Raw genomic sequence first — 19,847 nt, forward strand, 5'->3', positions numbered from 1 at the left:
TCATTCACCGCCTTCGCGACGCACGATGCGTGCCTTCATCGGGAGCTTGTGGATTGCCAGGCGCAGCGCCTCACGGGCCACTTCCTCGCTCACGCCGGAGATCTCGAACATGATGCGTCCGGGCTTGACATTGGCGATCCACCACTCGGGGGAACCCTTACCGGAACCCATACGAGTCTCGGCAGGCTTCTTGGTCAGGGGACGGTCCGGGTAGATGTTGATCCAGACCTTGCCGCCACGCTTGATGTGGCGGGTCATGGCGATACGCGCAGCCTCGATCTGACGGTTCGTGACGTACGCCGGGCTCAGAGCCTGGATGCCCCACTCACCGAACGTGACTCGGGTTCCGCCCTTGGCCTCTCCCCGACGGCGCGGGTGGTGCTGCTTGCGGAACTTCACACGACGTGGGATGAGCATTACTTACCACCCTCTGCGTTGTTGGCCTCCGCAGCGGTGTTCTGCTGCGGGGCTGCGGCGGAGTCGCGCTCACGGCGGCCGCCACGGTCGTTACGGTCATTCGGGCGACGACGACGCTCGCCGGCACCGCCGCCACCGCGGCGGTCGTTGCGTCCGCGCGAGGACGGAGCCGCCGCCTGCTGGGCAGCCAGTTCCTTGTCGGTCAGGTCGCCCTTGTAGATCCAGACCTTCACGCCGATGCGGCCGAAGGTGGTCTTGGCCTCGAAGAACCCGTAGTCGATGTTCGCGCGCAGGGTGTGCAGGGGCACACGGCCTTCACGGTAGAACTCCGAGCGGGACATCTCCGCGCCGCCGAGACGGCCGGCGCACTGGATGCGGATGCCCTTGGCGCCCGCACGCTGTGCGGACTGGATGGCCTTCTTCATGGCGCGACGGAACGCGACACGCGAGGCCAGCTGCTCGGCCACACCCTGGGCCACGAGCTGCGCATCGATCTCGGGGTTCTTGACCTCGAGGATGTTCAGCTGGATCTGCTTGCCCGTGAGCTTCTCGAGCTCGCCGCGGATGCGGTCCGCCTCGGCGCCGCGGCGGCCGATGACGATGCCCGGGCGTGCCGTGTGGATGTCCACGCGGACGCGGTCACGGGTGCGCTCGATCTCGACCTTGGAGATGCCGGCGCGGTCCATGCCCTTTGACATGAGCTCGCGGATCTTCACGTCCTCGCGGATGTAGTCCTTGTAGCGCTGACCCGGCTGGTTGGAGTCTGCGTACCAGTGCGAGACGTGGTCGGTGGTGATGCCCAGACGGAATCCGTTGGGGTTGATTTTCTGTCCCACTTAGCGGACCTCCTCCTTCTCCGGGGTCGCCACGACCACGGTCACGTGGCTCGTGCGCTTGTTGATGCGGTACGCACGGCCCTGGGCACGCGGCTGGAACCGCTTCATGGTGGGACCCTCGTCCACGAAGGCCGCGGAGACCACGAGGTCTTCCGGCTTGAACGCGAGACCCTCGCGATCGGCCTTCTGCCGGGCGTTCGCCACGGCGGATTCGAGCACCTTGAACACCGGCTCGGAAGCTGCCTGGGGGGCAAACTTCAGAATCGCCAATGCCTCATTCGCCTGCTGGCCACGAATCAGGTTGACGACGCGCCGGGCCTTCATAGGCGTCACGCGGATGTAGCGCGCAGATGCCTTGGCTTCCATTGCTTTCCTTCTCTCGTCTTGTCGAAGAAGTGCAGCGTTCTCACCCCGAGGGGTCAGCGACGCTTGCCCTTCTTGTCGTCCTTCACATGGCCGCGGAACGTGCGGGTGGGGGCGAATTCGCCGAGCTTGTGCCCGACCATCGACTCAGTGATGAACACCGGGACATGCTTGCGTCCGTCGTGCACGGCAATCGTGTGTCCGAGCATGTCGGGCACGATCATCGAGCGGCGGGACCACGTCTTGATGACGTTCTTGGTGCCCTTCTCGTTCTCCTTGGCGACCTTCACGAAGAGGTGCTGATCGACGAAAGGGCCCTTCTTGAGGCTGCGTGGCATTAGTCAGGCTCCTTAGCGCTTGTTCTTGCCGGTACGACGACGACGCACGATGAGCTTGTCGCTTTCCTTGTTGGGGCGACGCGTGCGTCCCTCGGGCTTGCCGTTGGGGTTGACCGGGTGACGACCACCGGAGGTCTTGCCCTCGCCACCACCGTGCGGGTGGTCCACAGGGTTCATGACCACACCGCGGACGGTCGGGCGGATGCCCTTCCAGCGGTTGCGGCCAGCCTTGCCCCAGTTGATGTTCGACTGCTCGGCGTTGCCGACCTCACCGATCGTCGCGCGGCAGCGCACGTCCACGTTGCGGATCTCACCGGAGGGCAGGCGCAGCTGGCCGTACTTGCCCTCACGGGCGACGAGCTGGACGGAGGCACCGGCGGAACGAGCCAGCTTGGCTCCCCCACCCGGGCGCAGCTCCACGGCGTGCAGCACGGTGCCCACCGGGATGTTGCGCAGCGGCAGGTTGTTGCCGGGCTTGATGTCCGCGTTGGGGCCGGATTCCACGACGTCGCCCTGCTTCAGGCGGTTCGGCGCGATGATGTATCGCTTCGTGCCGTCCACGTAGTGCAGCAGCGCGATGCGGGCCGTGCGGTTCGGGTCGTACTCGATGTGCGCGACCTTGGCGTCCACGCCGTCCTTGTCGTGACGACGGAAGTCGATCACGCGGTACTGGCGCTTGTGCCCGCCACCCTTGTGACGGGTGGTGATGCGGCCCGTGTTGTTGCGGCCGCCTTTCTTGGGCAGGGGACGCACCAGGGACTTCTCGGGCGTAGTGCGCGTGATTTCTACGAAGTCCGACACCGACGAGCCGCGACGGCCCGGGGTTGTCGGCTTGTGCTTACGGATAGCCATGTTTTGAGTTCCTCGTTAAAGTGGTCTCCGCTCAGGAGAGCGGACCGCCGAAGATGTCGATGGAGCCTTCCCGGAGGGACACGACGGCACGCTTGGTGGCCTTGCGCGTTCCCCAGCCGAAGCGCGTGCGCTTGCGCTTGCCGGGACGGTTGAGAGTGTTCACGGACGCGACCTTCACACCGAAGATGTGCTCGATCGCGAACTTGATCTCGGTCTTGTTGGCCGAGGGATCCACCTGGAAGGTGTACTTGCCCTCGTCGATCAGACCGTAGGACTTTTCGGAGACCACGGGACGGATGATGACGTCACGCGGGTCCTTGTTGTAGATGGCGCTCACTTCGCGTCCTCCTGCTTGCTACCGGACGCAGCTGCGACGAACGAGTCGTAGGCGGTCTTGGTGAAGACCACGTCGTCCGAGACGAGCACGTCGTACGTGTTGAGCTGGTCGGCGTACACGGCGTGCACGTCAACCAGGTTGCGCACGGACAGCGCGGCGGTGTCCTCACCGCGGCCCAGCACGACCAGCAGGTTCTTGCGCTCGGAAATCGAACGCAGCGCCTCCTTGGCGGCCTTCGTGGACGGCTGGTCGCCGCTCACGAGATCGGTCACCACATGGATGCGGCCGTTGCGTGCCCGGTCCGAGAGGGCACCGCGCAGGGCGGCGGCCTTCATCTTCTTGGGCGTGCGCTGAGAGTAGTCACGCGGCGTGGGCCCGTGCACCACGCCACCACCGGTCATGTGAGGGGCGCGGATGGAGCCCTGACGAGCCCGGCCGGTGCCCTTCTGCTTGAACGGCTTGCGACCTGCGCCCGAGACCTCGGCGCGGGTCTTGGTCTTGTGCGTGCCCTGGCGGGCGGCGGCCAGCTGGGCGACGACGACCTGGTGCAGCAGGGCCACATTGGTCTGGGCGTCGAAGATCTCAGCGGGCAGCTCGACGTTGACGGATTCAGTTGCCATGAGTATCAAGCTCCCTTCACGGAGGAACGGACGAGGACGACCGACCCCTTGGGGCCCGGCAGGGCGCCCTTGATGAGCAGCAGGGAGTTCTCGGCGTCGACCGCGTGCACGGTCAGGTTCATGGTCGTGTGACGGGCGTTGCCCATCCGGCCGGCCATGCGCATGCCCTTGAACACGCGTGCGGGGTACGACGCGCCGCCGATGGAACCCGGCTTGCGGTGGTTCTTGTGTGCACCGTGGGAGGCGCCCACGCCGGAGAAGCCGTGACGCTTCATGACGCCGGCGGTGCCCTTGCCCTTGGTGGTGCCGACGACGTCGACCTTGGCGCCGGACTCGAAGAGCTCCACGGACAGTTCCTGCCCGAGCTCGTAGTCGGCGGCGTCGGAAGTACGAAGCTCGACGACGTGGCGGCGGGGCGTCACGCCTGCGGCGGCGAAGTGACCGGCCAGGGGCTTGGTCACCTTGCGGGGATCGATCGCACCGAAGCCGATCTGAACGGCGTTGTAGCCGTCCTTGTCCTCGTTGCGCAGCTGCGTCACGACGTTGGAGTCGGCCTTGACCACGGTCACCGGCACGAACTTCCCGTTCTCGTCCCAGACCTGGGTCATGCCGAGCTTGATGCCCAGCAGGCCCTTCATCTGGCGTTCGAAAGTGGTAGTCATTGGGGTGCGATCCTTTTTACAGCTTGATTTCGATGTTCACGTCAGCCGGCAGATCGAGACGCATGAGCGAGTCGACGGCCTTGGGCGTGGGGTCGATGATGTCGATCAGCCGCTTGTGGGTGCGCATCTCGAAATGCTCACGGCTGTCCTTGTACTTGTGCGGCGAGCGGATGACGCAGTACACGTTCTTTTCGGTGGGCAGCGGGACGGGTCCCACCACCGTTGCACCTGCGCGCGTCACCGTCTCAACGATCTTCCGGGCCGAGACGTCGATGACCTCGTGGTCATAGGACTTCAGCCGGATGCGGATTTTTTGTCCCGCCATGGCGTCGTGACTCTCTTTCTTCAAGTACTTCCCTGTATGGAGTCCAGGACTCCTTGTGCTCGGCGGTCTCTGCCGCCACCCCGCACAGACTGAATCCGGACCGAGTCCGGGTTCCTCACCCTGTCGGAGCTCCGGCACCCGAACTCGGGCGTGTCGCGCTGGGCGACGCGGCCGGGTCCACACACATTGACTCGGTGCCGGTGAAAAGTGGTTGTTCGCGGCGCGGTCACGCGGGCGTCGGTGCATTGCGGTTGCTTCGGCTGCACACATGCTCCGCACCCGGTTCTCGCGATGAACCTCTGTTCGTGCTGAGCGCGCAATTTCTCGCGCCGCTGAGCGAACAACAGCGACCATTGTGCCAGAGAACGCGGTGCCGGCGCAAACCCGGGTGCGACGGCAAGGAACGACAGTGCCCCGCACTCTCGAAGGAGTGCGGGGCACTGGAGGGTTCGGCTCAGCGCCTCACCGCGTGATCATCGGGGAACTACTTGATGATCTTGGTGACGCGGCCGGAGCCCACGGTGCGACCACCCTCACGGATGGCGAAGCCGAGGCCTTCCTCCATGGCGATCGGCTGGATCAGCTCGACCGTCATCTCGGTGTTGTCACCGGGCATGACCATCTCGGTGCCCTCGGGCAGCGTGATGACGCCGGTGACGTCCGTGGTGCGGAAGTAGAACTGCGGACGGTAGTTCGAGTAGAACGGGTTGTGACGCCCGCCCTCTTCCTTGGACAGGATGTAGACGTTGGCCTCGAAGTCGGTGTGCGGGGTGATGGAACCCGGCTTGCACACGACCTGGCCACGCTCGACGTCGTCACGCTTGAGACCGCGCAGCAGCAGGCCGCAGTTCTCGCCCGCCATCGCCTCGTCCATCTGCTTGTGGAACATCTCGATGCCGGTGACCGTGGTCTTCTGCACGGGGCGGATGCCCACGATCTCGACCTCGGAGTTGATCGGCAGCGTGCCGCGCTCGGCGCGACCCGTCACGACGGTACCGCGACCGGTGATGGTGAAGACGTCCTCGATGGGCATGAGGAAGGGCTTGTCGGTGTCACGGACCGGGTCCGGCACGTTCTCGTCCACGGCCTCCATGAGGTCCTCGACGGACTTGACCCACTCGGGGTCACCCTCGAGCGCCTTCAGAGCAGAGACGCGCACGACGGGGGCGTTGTCACCGTCGAAGCCCTGGTCCGACAGCAGCTCGCGGACCTCCATCTCGACGAGGTCGAGCAGCTCTTCGTCGTCGACCATGTCGGACTTGTTCAGCGCGACCAGCAGGTAGGGAACGCCCACCTGACGGGCGAGCAGGACGTGCTCGCGGGTCTGCGCCATGGGGCCGTCGGTGGCGGCGACCACGAGGATCGCGCCGTCCATCTGAGCGGCACCGGTGATCATGTTCTTCACGTAGTCCGCGTGACCGGGGGCGTCCACGTGGGCGTAGTGCCGCTTGTCGGTCTGGTACTCGATGTGCGCGATGTTGATCGTGATGCCGCGCTGCTTCTCCTCCGGAGCGGAGTCGATGGCACCGAAGTCGCGCTGCTCGTTGACGTCCGGGTACTTGTCGGCCAGGACCTTGGAGATCGCAGCGGTGAGCGTGGTCTTGCCGTGGTCAACGTGGCCGATGGTGCCAATGTTGAGGTGCGGCTTGTTGCGCTCGAACTTGGCCTTCGCCATGGTGTGTTCCTCCTAGAACATTGAGGTGAGACTTGCTCGACTGCTCCGGACCACGGAGCGTAAGACCACAGCGCGGCAAGCGCTGCGCATGTCGAAACCTGTGCAAGTCTACTTCTGGATAACGAATTTACTGAAATTGCAGGGGCGAACCCCGGTGGCTCACTCGCCGCGGTTCTTCTGGATGATCTCCTCGGCCACGGCCTTGGGGACCTCCGAGTAGCTGTCGAACTGCATCGAGTACACGGCGCGGCCCTGGGTCTTGGACCGCAGGTCGCCGATGTATCCGAACATCTCGGAAAGCGGCACGAGCGCCGAGACGAGCTTGACACCCGTGACGTCCTCCATGGACTGGATCTGGCCACGGCGGGAGTTCAGGTCGCCGATGACGTCGCCCATGTACTCCTCGGGAGTGCGCACCTCGACGGCCATCAGCGGCTCGAGCAGCACCGGGTTGGCACGGCGGGCGCCTTCCTTGAAGACCATGGAGCCGGCGATCTTGAACGCCATCTCCGAGGAGTCGACGTCGTGGTAGGCACCGTCCACCAGCGTGGCCTTGACGCCCACGACCGGGTAGCCGGCCAGGATGCCGAGCTGCATGGCGTCCTGGATGCCGTGGTCAACGGAGGGGATGTACTCGCGCGGCACTCGACCACCGGTCACGGCGTTGTCGAACTCGTACAGCTCCTCGGCGTCCAGCGGCAGCGGCTCGAAGGAGACCTGCACCTTGGCGAACTGGCCGGAACCACCGGTCTGCTTCTTGTGGGTGTAGTCGACCTTCTCGACGGCCTTCTTGATCGTCTCGCGGTAGGCCACCTGGGGCTTGCCCACGTTGGCCTCGACCTTGAACTCCCGCTTCATGCGGTCCACCAGGATGTCCAGGTGCAGCTCGCCCATGCCGCCGATCTCGGTCTGGCCCGTCTCGTCGTTGAGGGACACCGTGAAGGTGGGATCCTCTGCGGAGAGCTTCTGGATGGCGGTGGACAGCTTCTCCTGGTCGCCCTTGGTCTTCGGCTCGATGGCCACGAAGATCACGGGAGCGGGGAAGCTCATGGACTCCAGCACGATCTGGTTGTTCGGGTCCGAGAGGGTGTCACCGGTGGTGGTGTCCTTCAGACCGATCGCGGCGTAGATGTGACCGGCGGAGATCTCGTCCACCGGGTTCTCCTTGTTGGAGTGCATCTGGAAGAGCTTGCCGATGCGCTCGCGCTTGCCCTTGGTGGAGTTCATGACCTGCTCGCCGGCCTTCGCCTTGCCGGAGTACACGCGGATGTACGTGAGCTGGCCGTAGAACGGGTGCGAGGCGACCTTGAACGCCAGCGCCGCGAAGGGGCCGTTGGCGTCCGCGGTGCGGGTCATGACCTCTTCCTCGTCGTTGATGGCGTGGCCCTGCACGTCCTCCACGTCGAGCGGGGAGGGCAGGTAGTCCACCACGGCATCGAGCATGGGCTGAACGCCGCGGTTCTTGAACGCCGAGCCACACAGCACGGGGTAGGCCTGGGAGGTGATCGTCAGCTTGCGGATGCCGGCCTTGATCTCGTCCTCGGTGAGCTCCTCTCCGCCGAGGTACTTCTCCATGAGCTCGTCATCCGCCTCCGCGACGGCCTCGACGAGCTGGTTGCGGTAGTCGTCCGCGCGGTCCTTGAGGTCCTCGGGGATCTCGCGCGTCTCGTACTTCGCGCCCAGGGAGACGTCACCCTTGGAGTCGCCCTCCCACACGAGAGCCTTCATGGTCACCAGGTCGATGACGCCCACGAAGTCGTTCTCGGCACCGATCGGCAGCTGCAGCACGAGCGGGGTCGCGCCCAGGCGGGACTTGATGGTGTCCACGGTGAAGTAGAAATCGGCGCCCAGCTTGTCCATCTTGTTGACGAAGCAGATGCGGGGCACTTCGTACTTGTCGGCCTGGCGCCACACGGTCTCGGACTGGGGCTCCACGCCCTCCTTGCCGTCGAAGACGGCCACGGCGCCGTCGAGCACGCGCAGGGAGCGCTCGACCTCGACCGTGAAGTCCACGTGACCCGGGGTGTCGATGATGTTGATCTGGTAGTCGTGCCAGTAGCACGAGGTCGCGGCGGACGTGATGGTGATGCCGCGTTCCTGCTCCTGAGCCATCCAGTCCATCGTGGATGCACCGTCGTGCGTTTCGCCGAGCTTGTGGTTGATGCCCGTGTAGAACAGGATTCGTTCGGTGGTCGTGGTCTTACCGGCATCGATGTGAGCCATGATGCCGATATTGCGGACCTTCTTGAGGTCGGTAAGCACGTCGAGTGCCACGATGGTTCCCTTCGTAAAAGGTGGTGCCGGGCCCTGGTGTCGGCCCCGCGCGGGGCGGGGCCGACAGGACTACCGAATTTTACCAGCGGTAGTGGGCGAAGGCCTTGTTGGATTCGGCCATCTTGTGGGTGTCCTCGCGGCGCTTCACAGCGGCGCCGAGGCCGTTGGACGCGTCGAGGATCTCGTTCTGCAGACGCTCGGTCATGGTGTTCTCACGACGCGCCTTGGAGTAGCCCACGAGCCAGCGCAGGGACAGCGCCTGGGCACGGCCTGCCTTGACCTCGACCGGCACCTGGTAGGTGGCGCCGCCAACGCGACGGGAGCGGACCTCGAGGGCCGGCTTCACGTTTTCGAGCGCCTTCTTCAGGGTGGCCACGGGATCGGAGTTGGTCTTGTTGCGCACACCCTCGAGGGCACCGTAGACGATGCGCTCGGCGGTGGACTTCTTGCCGTCCTGCAGGACCTTGTTGATCAGCTGCGTGACCACGGGCGAACCGTAGACGGGATCGACGACGAGGGGGCGCTTGGGAGCGGGACCTTTACGAGGCATTACTTCTTCTCCTTCTTGGCGCCGTAGCGGGAGCGGGCCTGCTGGCGACCCTTGACACCCTGGGTGTCGAGCGCGCCGCGCACGATCTTGTAGCGAACACCGGGGAGGTCCTTCACACGACCGCCACGCACGAGCACGATGGAGTGCTCCTGCAGGTTGTGACCCTCGCCGGGGATGTATGCGGTGACTTCAACGCCGCCGTTGAGCTTCACACGGGCGACCTTGCGCAGCGCAGAGTTCGGCTTCTTGGGGGTGGTGGTGAAGACACGGGTGCAGACGCCGCGCTTCATGGGATTGCCCTTGAGCGCGGGAGCTTTGGTCTTCACGACCTTGGAGTGCCGGCCCTTGCGGACCAGTTGCTGGATAGTTGGCACAGTGCCTCCTGGTGGAGCGGAACCCGGTGCGTGCCGGGCCCGCAGGTGACGGGACGGTGATTCCGGGCGCCATGCCGCCGCCATGTGGACCAGAGGCCCGCGAAACGGTGTGCAAGCATGACGAAAGATGGCATCTAGGTACAAGGTGCGTACCAGTGGACAGGGTCCAAAGTGCCATCTCATTGCAGATCGCCCGGAATCGAGCAATTCCGGCCTATCGTATCAGCTTCCCCCGCTGGAGAGGAAACCGGTGTGTCCCGAGATCGCGACATCCGCGGAGAGCGCCCGCGCGCAGCGCTGCAGCGCGGGGACCACGCGCTCGTCGAGGGACTCGACGTCGCCGGTGCCCAGACTCACGCGCATGGACGCGTTCACCGCTGCGACCACCGTGCCCTGCGCGTCCGTGACCGGAACGGCCACGGAGCGCAGGCCCAGCTCGAGCTCCTGGTCCACGACCGCCCAGCCGGCGCGGCGCACCGCTGCGATCTGCGCGCCCAGCTGCTCCCGGTCCGTGAGGGTGCGCTCGGTGAGCGGTCGCGGTTCGACCGCCTCCAGCCGCGCCATCAGCTCCCGCGGCGGCAGGCCCGCGAGCAGCACGCGGCCCATGGAGGTGGCGTATGCGGGCAGCCGTGTGCCCACGGCGATGCTCACGCTCATGATGCTCTTCGTGGCGACCCTGGCCACGTAGACGATGTCCGACCCGTCGAGCACGGACAGGGACGTCGACTCCCCCAGCTCCGCAGACAGCGCCCGCAGGTGGGGCTGCGCGAGCTGGGGCAGCGACAGTGCGCTGAGGTACGCGTGGCCGAGCCCGAGCACCTTGGGGGTCAGCTCGAAGCCGCGGCCGTCGCTGCGCACGTAGCCGAGTGTCTCCAGCGTGAGCAGGAACCGGCGGGCCGTCGCCCGGGTGAGATCCGTGCGGCGGGCGACCTCCGTGAAGCTCATGACGGGGTGCTCGGCGTCGAAGGCCGCGATCACCGTGAGCCCGCGCGCCAGGGACTGCACGAAACCGTCCCCGGGAACGGTCCGGGCGTCGTCGTTCGTGGTCACGGCTGTCCTCCTCGGCACCCCGGCGGCACTGCCACTGGTCGGGACGGTCACCGCCCAGGGGTGAGCGTCACGTCCAGCTGCTCGACGAGCTCGTCGTAGCCCACGCCGAACGTCTCGCGCACCACGATCCGGCCGCCTTCGACCACGAAGACCCCGAGGTCCGTGTAGACGCGGGACACGCAACCCACCCCCGTGAGCGGCATGGTGCACCGCTCCACGAGCTTGGACTGTCCGTTCTTGGACTTCAGGGTCATCATCACGAACGTCTGCTTGGCGCCGGTGGCGAGGTCCATGGCCCCTCCCACGGCGGGGATCGCATCCGGCTTGCCCGTGTGCCAGTTGGCCAGGTTGCCGTGGCGGTCCACCTGGAACGCGCCCAGCACGCAGCAGTCCAGGTGCCCGCCGCGCATCATGGCGAAGGAGTCCGCGTGGTGGAAGTACGAGCAGCCCTCGGTCTCCACCACGGGGATCTTGCCGGCGTTGATGAGGTCCGGGTCCACCTCGTCCCCGTGGGCCTCGCCGCCCATCCCGAGCATGCCGTTCTCGGTGTGCAGGGTGACATCGTCCTCCGGGCCCAGGTAGTTGGACACCAGCGTGGGCTGACCGATCCCCAGGTTGACGTAGGCACCGGCGGGGATGTCCCGCGCGACGACCTCCGCGAGCTCCTCGGGGGACAACGGGTGGTCGCTGCTCTGCGGGACGCTCATGCCGCACCTTCCTCTCGAGAATCCTGCTGCCGGGGGTGGTCCACGCGGACCACCGTGTCCACGTAGATCCCGGGCGTCACGACGGCCTCCGGGTCGAGCGCGCCGCGCTCCACGACCTCGTCCACCTGCACGATCGAGTGCGTGGCCGCCGCTGCCATGACGGGGCCGAAGTTGCGCGCGGTCTTGCGGTAGACCAGGTTGCCGACCCGGTCCGCTCGCAGCGCCTTGGTCAGGGAGAAGTCCGCGTGGATCGGGTACTCGAGCACCTGGTGACGGCCGTCCAGCTTCCGCACCTCCTTGCCCTCCGCCAGGGGCGTGCCGTAGCCGGTGGGTGTGAAGAACGCCCCGATCCCCGCCCCCGCCGCCCGGATGCGCTCGGCGAGGTTGCCCTGCGGGACGACCTCCAGCTCGATCTGTCCGGCCCGATACTTCTCGTCGAAGTGCCACGAGTCCGACTGGCGGGGGAAGGAGCAGATGATCTTGCGCACCCGCCCGAGCTGGATCAGGGTGGCCAGCCCCACGTCCCCGTTTCCGGCGTTGTTGCTGACCACGGTCAGGTCCGTTGCCCCGTTGTCGATCAGTGCGTCGATGAGCTCCACGGGCTGTCCTGCGACACCGAAGCCGCCGATCATCACGCACGCGCCGTCGTGGACGGGTGCCACGGCCGCCGCGGCGGTCTCTGCAATGGTGAGCACGGTCTCTGTCCCTCCGTCTGTCGAACCGGGGCCTCAGCCCCGGGCGTCCTGGTTCTCGAGCACCACCGCGAGGCCCTGCCCCACGCCGATGCACAGGCTTGCGACTCCCCAGCGCCGCCCGGACTCCTGCAGCCGTCGCGCGAGGGTGCCGAGCACGCGGGTGCCGGAGGCGCCCAGCGGGTGGCCCAGCGCGATCGCACCGCCCCACGCGTTGACGATCTCCTGGTCCACACCCCACTGCCGCAGGCAGGCGAGCGACTGCGCGGCGAACGCCTCGTTGAGCTCGACCGCGGCAACGTCGTCCCAGGTGATCCCTGCTCGCCGCAGGGCAGTCTCCGCGGCGCGCACCGGCGCCTCCCCGAAGAACTGGGGCTCGTTGGCCGCGGCGCCGCGGCCCGCGATCCGGGCGAGGGGCTGGCGGCCGAGCAGCTCGGCGCCGCGCTCGCTGCCGAGCCATACCGCGGACGCACCGTCGTTCATGGGCGAGGAGTTGCCCGCCGTGACGGTGGCGTTCTCGCCGGTGCGGAACACCGTGCGCAGCTGCCCCAGGGTCTCCGGCGTGGAGTCGGGGCGGATGGTCTCGTCCCGCGTGAGCTCCACGCCCTTCCTGCCGGTGGGTGCCACGCGGACCGTGAGGTCGTCGTACCTTCCCTCGTCCCAGGCCTTCGCGGCCAGCCTGTGGGAGCGCGCGGCGAACTCATCCTGCTCCTCGCGGGTGATGCCGTGCTTCTCGCGCAGCTGCTCCGTGGCCTCACCGAGTGAGACGGTCCACTCGTCCGGCATCTCGGGGTTCACGAGTCGCCAGCCCAGCGTCGTGTTGGCAAGCTCCAGGTTCTGCATCGGGAACGGGCGGTCCGTCTTGGGCAGCACCCACGGGGCACGGGACATCGACTCGACGCCGCCCACGAGCAGCACGTCCCCCTCCCCCACCTCGATCTGGCGGGAGGCGATCATGGCGGCGTCCAGGGACGAGCCACACAGCCTGTTGACCGTGGAGCCGGGGAGACTCACGGGCAGTCCCGCGAGCAGGGTGGCCATGCGGGCCACGTTGCGGTTCTCCTCCCCCGCGCCGTTCGCGTTGCCCAGGTAGACCTCGTCGATCGCCGCCGGGTCCAGGGCGGGAGCGCGTTCCACGAGGGTGCGCACCACGAGCGCCGCAAGATCGTCCGGGCGGTGCCCCGACAGCGCGCCGCCGAGCTTGCCGAACGGGGTCCGGACGGCGTCGTACACGTAGGCCTGGTTCATGGGAATCCTCACCGTGGGAGTTCGACCGGTCGGGGCCGGCGGGGTGTGGGTGCGCGGTGCCTGGTACAGCACACCCGGCTGCTTTCACCAGGCTATGCCGGGGTGTTCGCCATGTGAACACTTGTTCACATGGCGAACACGGCTCAGTCCCGCACCTCGGACAGTGCCTTCTGGGCGTGCTTGAACGCGTTGTTGGCCGAGGGGACGGAGAGGTAGATCGCGGACTGCATGACGACCTCCTTGATCTCCACCGTGCTCAGCCCGTTGCGAAGGGCCGCCTTGACGTGCATCTCGAACTCCTCCCAGTGCGCCCCGGCGATCAGCGCCGTGAGCACGCACGCGCTGCGCATCCGCCGGTCGAGCCCCGGGCGGGTCCAGATCTCGCCCCACGCGTAGCGCGAGATGAAGTCCTGGAAATCCTCCGTGAACTCCGTCTTGCCTGCCTCCGCACGGTCCACGTGCTCGTCCGTGAGGACCTCGCGGCGCACGGTCATGCCCTCGTCGTGGGCCTGCGCCTCGGTGCGTTCGGGGTGTCGGTTCATGCTGTCCTCTGCTCTGCTGTCGATGGACGGGCGGCGAGTCGGTGCGCGGGGTACGGCGCACCGGCGCCTGCCGGGTCGGAGTGCGGGGTCATAGTGCGGCTTCGTAGTGCCGCGCGTCATTGCGCGGGCGGGAGGGTGCGGCGCGTCAGCGCGCGGCGGCGATCAGATCCGTGAGGAGCCGCTCGAGCAGCTCCGGCGCTGCGAGGGGCACCAGGTGGGCGGCGCCGTCGACGATCTCGCAGCGAGCCCGCAGCGCCTGCGCGAGTGGCCGGGCGACGTCGGGCCCCACCATGGCGTCCTCGGTACCGGTGACGACGGCGCACGGCACGGCGGCGGGGGCCGTCACCCCGCGCAGGTCGTAGTCCGCGAGCGCTCGGCACGCGGCGGCGTAGCTGACGCGGTCGGCGCCCTGGAGGTCGTGCAGCAGGGGCGTGCAGAGCTCGGAGTGCCGCGCCAGGAAGTCAGCCGCGAACCAGGCCTTCGCGCACGTGACCACCTGGGTGGGAGTCCCGGCACTCGCCACGAGTTCGGCGCGCTCGCGCCAGGAGGCCGGGTCCGGGAAGTAGTTGGCCGTGGCGACGAGCGTGGCGGACGCCAAGTGGGAGGAGCCCGCGGCAAGCTGCTGCTGCACCACGGCCCCGCCGATCGATGTCCCCATCGCGTGCCACGCTCCCGGCCCCACGCGCTGCGTGACCGCGCGAGCCACGCCCTCGGCGAGGTCGGCAACCGTGAACTCCTGCGCCGGTGCGCTCACGCCGTGGCCGGGAAGGTCCCAGCCGACCACATGGAAGCGGCCCGAGAGCAGGGGGACGAGCGGGGCGTACAGGTTCGTCACGGAGGTTCCCAGCGCGGGCCCAAGCACCACGAGCGGTGCGTCTGTGGGGAGGTCTTGCAGGCGCGTGAACTCCACGAGCCCCAATTCGGGAACGGTCATCGTCTCTTCCTCTCGTCGTGCCGGGCGGCTGCACGCTCGCACAGTTGCGGAGCCACCCCCAGGTATCCTCGCGGGTCCAGCAGACTGCGGATCCAACCGGTCAGTTCGGAGGCGGCCACCCCCTCGGGCAGCTCAACGTCCTCCCCCGCCCGCACCTCCGCCGCGAGCGCGGCGGCGAGCACCTCCGGGTCCTGTGGCTCGGCGCGCACGGCGGCCTGGATGCGCTGCTTGGCGCTGCGCCCGTCCCGCTCCCCCAGCACGGGGGCCAGCGCGGTGTTCAGCCGTTCGGCCATCACGCCCGTTCCAGCGTCCGCCAGGTTGCGGGCCATGCGCTCCTCGCGGACGGTGAGCCCCGCGGCCAGCTCCGCCGCGTGCGACGACGCCGCGGCCGTCAGCACCGCGAGCTCGCGCAGCGCCGGCCACTCGGCGTGCCAGCCGCCGTCCGGCCGCTCGTCGTCCGCGGCACTCGCTCCCGCCGCCACCTGGGCCAGCAGTGCCGTCGCTGCGATGCCCGTGCGCTTGAGGAGCACACTCAGCACGGGGTTCTGCTTCTGCGGCATGGCCGAGGACACGCCCCGGCCCTCTGCGGCGGGCTCTCTCACTTCACCGACCTCTGGGCGGGACATCGTCAAGACGTCGTTCGCCATCCTGGCCAGCGCGGCGGTGGTCTCCGCGAGACTCCCCGCGACCCGCAGCACCGGCACGCGGTTGGTGTGCCACACACCGTCGGGCAGCCGGAGTCCAAGCTCCTCGGCCCAGTACCCGAGGAGCTCCTTCACCCGCTGCCACGTGCGCTCCTCGGTGTCCCCGGGGTGGGCACAGCGGGCCACGGTGGCCGCGAGCGACCCGGCCGCCCCGCCGAAGGAGACGGGCAGGTGGGCGCGCGCGGCGACGTCGTCCGCGGCGTCGTCCACACCCGCGAGCCACGACGCGGCCTTGAGTCCGAAGGAGACCGGCAGGGCGTGCTGGGTCAGGGTGCGCCCGACCATGACCGTGCCCCCATGGCGCACCACGAGGCGCACGAGGGCGTCCCCTGTGCGGTCAAGCCCCTCCAGGAGCATCCTGCGCACGTCCTCGACCACGAGCGCCAGGGCCGTGTCCATCACGTCCTGGCTCGTCAGACCGGCGTGCACCGCGCCCAGGGGGCGGCCGTGCTCCTCCTCGACCGCACGGCGGTAGGCCGCCAGCAGTGGGATCACTGGGTTGCCACCACCCTCGGAGGCCACAGCCAGGTCTGTGAGCGCGGCCTCGTCGAGCGGCACCCGGTCCACCGCGACGTGAGCGGCCTCGGCTGCAACGGCGGGGACGAGGCCCACCCTGGACTGCGCCGTGACCCACGCGTCCTCCACCCGGAGGATCGCGCGGGCCACGGCACGGTCGTCCGCCAGGGCCGCGGCCCGGTGCGCTCCCGGCAGCAGCAGACCCGCCTCGATCACTCCAGCCCCGGGTAGGACAGGAACACGGTCTCGTGCTCGCCCTGCAGGTGCACGTCGAAGCGCAGCGAGCCGTCTTCGAGCCGCTGGGCGATCAGCGTGGAACGCTCCTCCTCGGACAGGGAGCTCAGCAGGGGGTCGTTCCCGAGCGCCTCGGTGTCCTCGGGGAGGTAGATCCGCGTGAACAGCCGGTTGAGCAGGCCCCGCCCGAACACCGTCATGAGGATGAACGGCGCCTTGCCGGCCTCGGTGGGTCCGGGATTCACCGTTGTGAAGTCGTAGTGGCCCGCGTTGTCCACGGCCACCCGGCCGAAACCGGTGAACGTGTAGCCGTCCCGTTTAAGGGACCCGGGCTCCTTCGAGACCCTGCCGTTCTCGTCCGCCTGCCAGATCTCGAGCATCGCGTCCGGGATCGTGGCGCCGTGGCCGTCGTACACGGTGCCCTGTAGGCGCACGGCGTTCGGATGCGACAGCGGCACCAGGAACTCCCCGCCCTCGTAGGGCAGCGCGTAGCCGTAGAAGGGACCGATGGTCTGGCCGGGTGTGGGCACCAGGCGCTCGGTGTTCTCAGTCATTGCTGTCGTCCTCCGTCCAGGTGCGGTTCGAACCGCTCAGGACGATGTCCCAGCGGTAGCCGAGCAGCCACTCGTGCTCGGAGAGGTCGTGGTCGTAGGTGGCCACGAGCCGGTCGCGGGCCTTCGGATCCACGATGGACTGGTAGATGGGGTCCAGGGCGAAGAGCGGATCCCCAGGGAAGTACATCTGGGTGATCATCCGCTGCGTGAAGTCCGCGCCGAACAGGGAGAAGTGCACGTGCGCCGGGCGCCACGCGTTGAGGTGGTTCTTCCACGGGTACGGCCCGGGCTTGATCGTCACGAACGAGTACGAGCCGTCGTCGCCCGTGAGGCAGCGGCCCACGCCCGTGAAGTTCGGGTCGATGGGCGCCGGGTGCTGGTCCCGCTTGTGGATGTAGCGCCCCGCCGCGTTGGCCTGCCAGATCTCCACGAGCTGGTTGCGCACCGGGCGGCCGCTGCCGTCCACGATGCGCCCCGAGATTCGGATCCGCTCGCCGAGGGGCTCCCCGCCGTCCTGGATGGTCAGGTCCGACTCCAGGGAGTGGACGTCCCGCTGGCCGAAGGCCGGGGCGTGGAGCTCGATGGTCTCCGGGTCCGTGTGGCGCGGGTCCTTGGTGGGGTGGCGCAGGATCGAGCTGCGGTACGGTGCGTAGTCCAGGCGGGGCTGGTTCTCGACCGTCCCGGAGGCCTCGTGCTGCGTGCTGATCCGCGCCATCTCGTCGATGAGCTGCGCCTGGGTGTCCTTGGCGTCGTCGGCGCCTTTGGCGTACAGGGGCTCGAACGTGTCGTCGTTCTCGACGGTCATGGTCATCTCCTCGGGTGGGTGGCGGGGTGGGCGTCGTGTGTCGTCAGGTCCGGTCCTGCCAGCCCGTGTAGGACTCCGCGAAGTACGCCGACCCGTGGACCGATCCGGTCAGCGCCTCGAACTCGCCACGACGGCGCTTCGCGGCGAAGGGGTTCTCGTCCGGTGCGGTGTGCATGAGGTTCGTGACCCAGTAGGAGAAGTTCTGCGCCTTCCAGATCCGCTCCAGCGCCTGGGCCGAGTAGCCGACCAGTCCGGCGTCGTCGCCGGTCTCGAAGAAGTCAACGACCGCCGGGGCCAGCACGCGGACGTCGCAGAACGCGAGGTTCAGCCCCTTGGCGCCCGTGGGAGGCACGGTGTGCCCGGCGTCCCCCACCAGGAACATGTTCCCGTACCGCAGGGGCTCGCACACGTAGGAGCGGAACGGCAGGACCGTCTTGTCGAAGATCGGCCCCCGCTTCAGAGTGAGCCCGTCCGGGCCGTCCACCCGGGCCTGCAGCTCGTCCCAGATCCGCTCGTCGTCCCACTCGGCCGCGTCCGTGTCCGGAGGGCACTGGAAGTACATTCGCTGCACGGTGTCGCTGCGCTGGGAGATCAGGGCGAAGCCGCGGGGCGATGTGGCGTAGACCAGCTCGGGGGCCGACGGCGGCGCCTCGCACAGAATCCCGAACCACGCGAACGGGTACTCGGTGAAGTTGTCCGTGCGCACGTCCTGGGGGATCTGCCGTCTGCACACGCCCCGCGAACCGTCAGCCCCCACGAGCAGCCGGGCGCGGATCTCGAGGTCCTCGCCGTCCGCGGTGGTGCACCGCACGGTGGGGTGCTCCGTGGTCAGCTCGTCCACCCGGGTGCCCGAGACCTCCCAGTGGACGACGCCGCCGTCCCGCTCGCGCGCGGCGGCCAGGTCCGTGAACACCTCGTTCTGCGGGTACAGCCACACGGACTCCCCCACCAGCTCCCGGAAGTCGATGCGCCGGCTCTCGCCGTTGAAGCGCAGCACCGTACCCTCGTGCTCGTGGCCGTGACTGAGCACCCGGCCGGCCACACCGGAGTCCGTGAGCATGGCCACCGTGCCCGCCTCCAGGATGCCCGCCCGGTGGGTTCGAGCGATCTCCTCGCGGGAGCGCGTCTCTACCACCACGGTGTCGATGCCCGCACGCGACAGCAGGTGCGAGAGCATCAGGCCGGCAGGGCCCGCCCCCACGATCGCGACGTCAGTCTTGACGACCGTTCGCTCCTCGAGCATGTGTCCTCCTAGCGCACGTCCGGCTCTCATTATGAAGGCGGGCAATGGCGCGCATCACATCTGTTCCGTTGAACGGGATGTTGTCCCCTGTGCTGCCGAGCCCTTGGCCCGGCGGGTCTTCCGCCGCCCCGTCTGGCGGACTCGCGCGGCGACCGTGCCCGGTCCGTGGCTGGCGCGGGCACGCCTGGGGCCCGGAGAACAACCGGATGGTGTTGTCAGAGGGCTCCGAGCGCGCGGGAGATGCCGTGTCCCGCAACCCGAAGCGTTTGCACGATGGCCGGGAGGTCCGCGTCCCGCATCTCCGCCAGCGGGAGCACGGTTCCAAGCGCCGCGCCGCGCTGTCCGGCCGGAACCTTCAGGGGCACGGCCACTCCCCCGGTCCCCTGGTCGATGCGCTCGCGCTGGACCGCGTACCCGCGCCGCGCGAAGACGGCCAGATCCGCGGCAAAGCGCTCCGCAGTGGCCGTGAGCGCGGCAGGGTCCCCGGCGGCGTCGGGCACCCAGGCCGCGCGGTGGTACTGCGCGACGACCTCGGTGGAGCACTGGCTCAGCAGCGCCAGGCCGGTTGCCGAGCGGTGCAGCGGCAGCCGCCCCGCCACGATCGAGCGCAGCGGAACCGTGGACTCGCTCGCCGCGATCCGCTCCGCGAACAGCACGTCCAGCCCCTCCACCACGCCCACGTGCACGTGCTGGCGCAGCACGGCGTGGACGTCCGACATGAACGGGATGGCCGCCGCGGCAAGGCTCTCCGCCGAGGCGGAACGGGAGGCCAGCTCCCACAGGCGCGTGCCCACCCGGTAGGTCTGCGCGGACCCGGCCTCCAGCCACCCCGCGCGCTTCATGTCCCCCAGGATGCGGTGGACGGTGGACGGTGGTAGCCCGGTGGCGCAGCAGATCTCGCGAAAGCTCAGCTCGCGCCGCGCGGGGCCGAACGCGCTGAGGACACGGTCGAAGCGCTCGATGAGCGACTCCCCGGACGCCGAGTTCGCCACGGC

At 68.2% G+C, this 19,847-nt stretch carries 24 protein-coding genes; all 24 read right to left on the minus strand.

The genetic code is table 11. From position 1 onward, the window contains the following. On the minus strand, positions 1-417 hold the full coding sequence (rplP, locus tag ABD264_RS04810; protein ID WP_055085357.1) for a 50S ribosomal protein L16: 417 nt from the start codon (positions 415-417) through the stop codon (positions 1-3). Then, a complete protein-coding gene (gene rpsC / locus ABD264_RS04815; protein WP_144941784.1) occupies positions 417-1,253 on the minus strand; it encodes a 30S ribosomal protein S3 in 837 nt (278 codons plus the stop codon). The genes rplP and rpsC overlap by 1 nt, the downstream gene beginning before the upstream one ends. After that, on the minus strand, positions 1,254-1,619 hold the full coding sequence (gene rplV, locus ABD264_RS04820; RefSeq protein WP_055085353.1) for a 50S ribosomal protein L22: 366 nt from the start codon (positions 1,617-1,619) through the stop codon (positions 1,254-1,256). Between the two features lie 53 nt (positions 1,620-1,672). Then, positions 1,673-1,954, minus strand: a complete 282-nt coding sequence (gene rpsS / locus ABD264_RS04825) for a 30S ribosomal protein S19 (RefSeq protein WP_035959716.1) — start codon at positions 1,952-1,954, stop codon at positions 1,673-1,675. A 12-nt stretch (positions 1,955-1,966) separates the two neighbouring features. After that, complete coding sequence (rplB, locus tag ABD264_RS04830; protein WP_144941782.1) at positions 1,967-2,806, minus strand: 50S ribosomal protein L2; 840 nt, start codon at positions 2,804-2,806, stop codon at positions 1,967-1,969. A 31-nt stretch (positions 2,807-2,837) separates the two neighbouring features. After that, a complete protein-coding gene (gene rplW, locus ABD264_RS04835; protein ID WP_055085350.1) occupies positions 2,838-3,143 on the minus strand; it encodes a 50S ribosomal protein L23 in 306 nt (101 codons plus the stop codon). Further along, positions 3,140-3,763 carry a 50S ribosomal protein L4 gene (gene rplD / locus ABD264_RS04840; protein WP_144941780.1) on the minus strand — a complete coding sequence of 208 codons (624 nt, stop codon included), beginning with the start codon at positions 3,761-3,763 and terminating at the stop codon, positions 3,140-3,142. Before rplD ends, rplW begins: the two co-directional genes overlap by 4 nt. 5 nt (positions 3,764-3,768) lie before the next feature. Then, on the minus strand, positions 3,769-4,425 hold the full coding sequence (gene rplC / locus ABD264_RS04845) for a 50S ribosomal protein L3 (RefSeq protein WP_055085346.1): 657 nt from the start codon (positions 4,423-4,425) through the stop codon (positions 3,769-3,771). A gap of 16 nt (positions 4,426-4,441) precedes the next feature. Further along, positions 4,442-4,750, minus strand: a complete 309-nt coding sequence (gene rpsJ / locus ABD264_RS04850) for a 30S ribosomal protein S10 (RefSeq protein WP_003803825.1) — start codon at positions 4,748-4,750, stop codon at positions 4,442-4,444. A gap of 484 nt (positions 4,751-5,234) precedes the next feature. Further along, the gene (gene tuf, locus ABD264_RS04855; RefSeq protein WP_144941778.1) at positions 5,235-6,425 is read right to left on the minus strand and encodes an elongation factor Tu; all 1,191 of its coding nucleotides are present in this window, start codon (positions 6,423-6,425) and stop codon (positions 5,235-5,237) included. 159 nt (positions 6,426-6,584) lie between these two features. Then, positions 6,585-8,699 carry an elongation factor G gene (fusA, locus tag ABD264_RS04860; protein WP_144941775.1) on the minus strand — a complete coding sequence of 705 codons (2,115 nt, stop codon included), beginning with the start codon at positions 8,697-8,699 and terminating at the stop codon, positions 6,585-6,587. Between the two features lie 79 nt (positions 8,700-8,778). Then, positions 8,779-9,249: a 30S ribosomal protein S7 gene (gene rpsG, locus ABD264_RS04865; RefSeq protein WP_012397685.1), complete on the minus strand. Its 471-nt coding sequence runs from the start codon at positions 9,247-9,249 to the stop codon at positions 8,779-8,781. Further along, a complete protein-coding gene (rpsL, locus tag ABD264_RS04870; RefSeq protein WP_012397684.1) occupies positions 9,249-9,623 on the minus strand; it encodes a 30S ribosomal protein S12 in 375 nt (124 codons plus the stop codon). The genes rpsG and rpsL overlap by 1 nt, the downstream gene beginning before the upstream one ends. 222 nt (positions 9,624-9,845) lie before the next feature. Continuing rightward, positions 9,846-10,673: an IclR family transcriptional regulator domain-containing protein gene (locus ABD264_RS04875; protein ID WP_144941773.1), complete on the minus strand. Its 828-nt coding sequence runs from the start codon at positions 10,671-10,673 to the stop codon at positions 9,846-9,848. Positions 10,674-10,720: 47 nt separating this feature from the next. Continuing rightward, the gene (locus ABD264_RS04880; RefSeq protein WP_144941771.1) at positions 10,721-11,380 is read right to left on the minus strand and encodes a 3-oxoacid CoA-transferase subunit B; all 660 of its coding nucleotides are present in this window, start codon (positions 11,378-11,380) and stop codon (positions 10,721-10,723) included. Continuing rightward, on the minus strand, positions 11,377-12,075 hold the full coding sequence (locus ABD264_RS04885) for a 3-oxoacid CoA-transferase subunit A (protein WP_144941769.1): 699 nt from the start codon (positions 12,073-12,075) through the stop codon (positions 11,377-11,379). Before ABD264_RS04885 ends, ABD264_RS04880 begins: the two co-directional genes overlap by 4 nt. 33 nt (positions 12,076-12,108) lie before the next feature. Then, a complete protein-coding gene (locus tag ABD264_RS04890; RefSeq protein ID WP_144941767.1) occupies positions 12,109-13,320 on the minus strand; it encodes a thiolase family protein in 1,212 nt (403 codons plus the stop codon). A gap of 143 nt (positions 13,321-13,463) precedes the next feature. After that, positions 13,464-13,862, minus strand: a complete 399-nt coding sequence (locus tag ABD264_RS04895; RefSeq protein WP_144941765.1) for a carboxymuconolactone decarboxylase family protein — start codon at positions 13,860-13,862, stop codon at positions 13,464-13,466. Positions 13,863-14,007: 145 nt separating this feature from the next. After that, entirely contained in the window at positions 14,008-14,796 is a 789-nt protein-coding gene (locus ABD264_RS04900) for an alpha/beta fold hydrolase (RefSeq protein ID WP_144941763.1), read from the minus strand. Further along, the gene (locus ABD264_RS04905) at positions 14,793-16,232 is read right to left on the minus strand and encodes a lyase family protein (RefSeq protein WP_344204714.1); all 1,440 of its coding nucleotides are present in this window, start codon (positions 16,230-16,232) and stop codon (positions 14,793-14,795) included. The genes ABD264_RS04900 and ABD264_RS04905 overlap by 4 nt, the downstream gene beginning before the upstream one ends. Further along, positions 16,229-16,804 (minus strand): protocatechuate 3,4-dioxygenase subunit alpha, encoded by a 576-nt coding sequence (pcaG, locus tag ABD264_RS04910; protein WP_344204716.1) that lies wholly within the window; start codon positions 16,802-16,804, stop codon positions 16,229-16,231. Before pcaG ends, ABD264_RS04905 begins: the two co-directional genes overlap by 4 nt. Next, entirely contained in the window at positions 16,797-17,609 is an 813-nt protein-coding gene (gene pcaH, locus ABD264_RS04915; protein ID WP_344204718.1) for a protocatechuate 3,4-dioxygenase subunit beta, read from the minus strand. The genes pcaG and pcaH overlap by 8 nt, the downstream gene beginning before the upstream one ends. 43 nt (positions 17,610-17,652) lie before the next feature. After that, entirely contained in the window at positions 17,653-18,852 is a 1,200-nt protein-coding gene (locus ABD264_RS04920; RefSeq protein WP_344204720.1) for a 4-hydroxybenzoate 3-monooxygenase, read from the minus strand. Positions 18,853-19,067: 215 nt separating this feature from the next. Then, positions 19,068-19,844, minus strand: a complete 777-nt coding sequence (locus ABD264_RS04925; protein WP_303106716.1) for an IclR family transcriptional regulator — start codon at positions 19,842-19,844, stop codon at positions 19,068-19,070. Positions 19,845-19,847: the final 3 nt, after the last annotated feature.

The organism is Kocuria salsicia (genome assembly GCF_039532055.1).
Lineage (GTDB): Bacteria > Actinomycetota > Actinomycetes > Actinomycetales > Micrococcaceae > Kocuria > Kocuria salsicia.

Bases quoted from the DNA above. Each gene is read 5' to 3' on its own strand.
- rplD (WP_144941780.1), bottom strand. From the start codon at position 3,763: ATGGCAACTGAATCCGTCAACGTCGAGCTGCCCGCTGAGATCTTCGAC.
- ABD264_RS04920 (WP_344204720.1), bottom strand. From the start codon at position 18,852: ATGCTCGAGGAGCGAACGGTCGTCAAGACTGACGTCGCGATCGTGGGG.
- rplB (WP_144941782.1), bottom strand. From the start codon at position 2,806: ATGGCTATCCGTAAGCACAAGCCGACAACCCCGGGCCGTCGCGGCTCG.
- ABD264_RS04890 (WP_144941767.1), bottom strand. From the start codon at position 13,320: ATGAACCAGGCCTACGTGTACGACGCCGTCCGGACCCCGTTCGGCAAG.
- rpsS (WP_035959716.1), bottom strand. From the start codon at position 1,954: ATGCCACGCAGCCTCAAGAAGGGCCCTTTCGTCGATCAGCACCTCTTC.
- rplP (WP_055085357.1), bottom strand. From the start codon at position 417: ATGCTCATCCCACGTCGTGTGAAGTTCCGCAAGCAGCACCACCCGCGC.
- rplC (WP_055085346.1), bottom strand. From the start codon at position 4,425: ATGACTACCACTTTCGAACGCCAGATGAAGGGCCTGCTGGGCATCAAG.
- ABD264_RS04880 (WP_144941771.1), bottom strand. From the start codon at position 11,380: ATGAGCGTCCCGCAGAGCAGCGACCACCCGTTGTCCCCCGAGGAGCTC.
- rpsJ (WP_003803825.1), bottom strand. From the start codon at position 4,750: ATGGCGGGACAAAAAATCCGCATCCGGCTGAAGTCCTATGACCACGAG.
- pcaH (WP_344204718.1), bottom strand. From the start codon at position 17,609: ATGACCGTCGAGAACGACGACACGTTCGAGCCCCTGTACGCCAAAGGC.
- ABD264_RS04900 (WP_144941763.1), bottom strand. From the start codon at position 14,796: ATGACCGTTCCCGAATTGGGGCTCGTGGAGTTCACGCGCCTGCAAGAC.
- rplV (WP_055085353.1), bottom strand. From the start codon at position 1,619: ATGGAAGCCAAGGCATCTGCGCGCTACATCCGCGTGACGCCTATGAAG.
- rpsG (WP_012397685.1), bottom strand. From the start codon at position 9,249: ATGCCTCGTAAAGGTCCCGCTCCCAAGCGCCCCCTCGTCGTCGATCCC.
- ABD264_RS04895 (WP_144941765.1), bottom strand. From the start codon at position 13,862: ATGAACCGACACCCCGAACGCACCGAGGCGCAGGCCCACGACGAGGGC.
- tuf (WP_144941778.1), bottom strand. From the start codon at position 6,425: ATGGCGAAGGCCAAGTTCGAGCGCAACAAGCCGCACCTCAACATTGGC.
- pcaG (WP_344204716.1), bottom strand. From the start codon at position 16,804: ATGACTGAGAACACCGAGCGCCTGGTGCCCACACCCGGCCAGACCATC.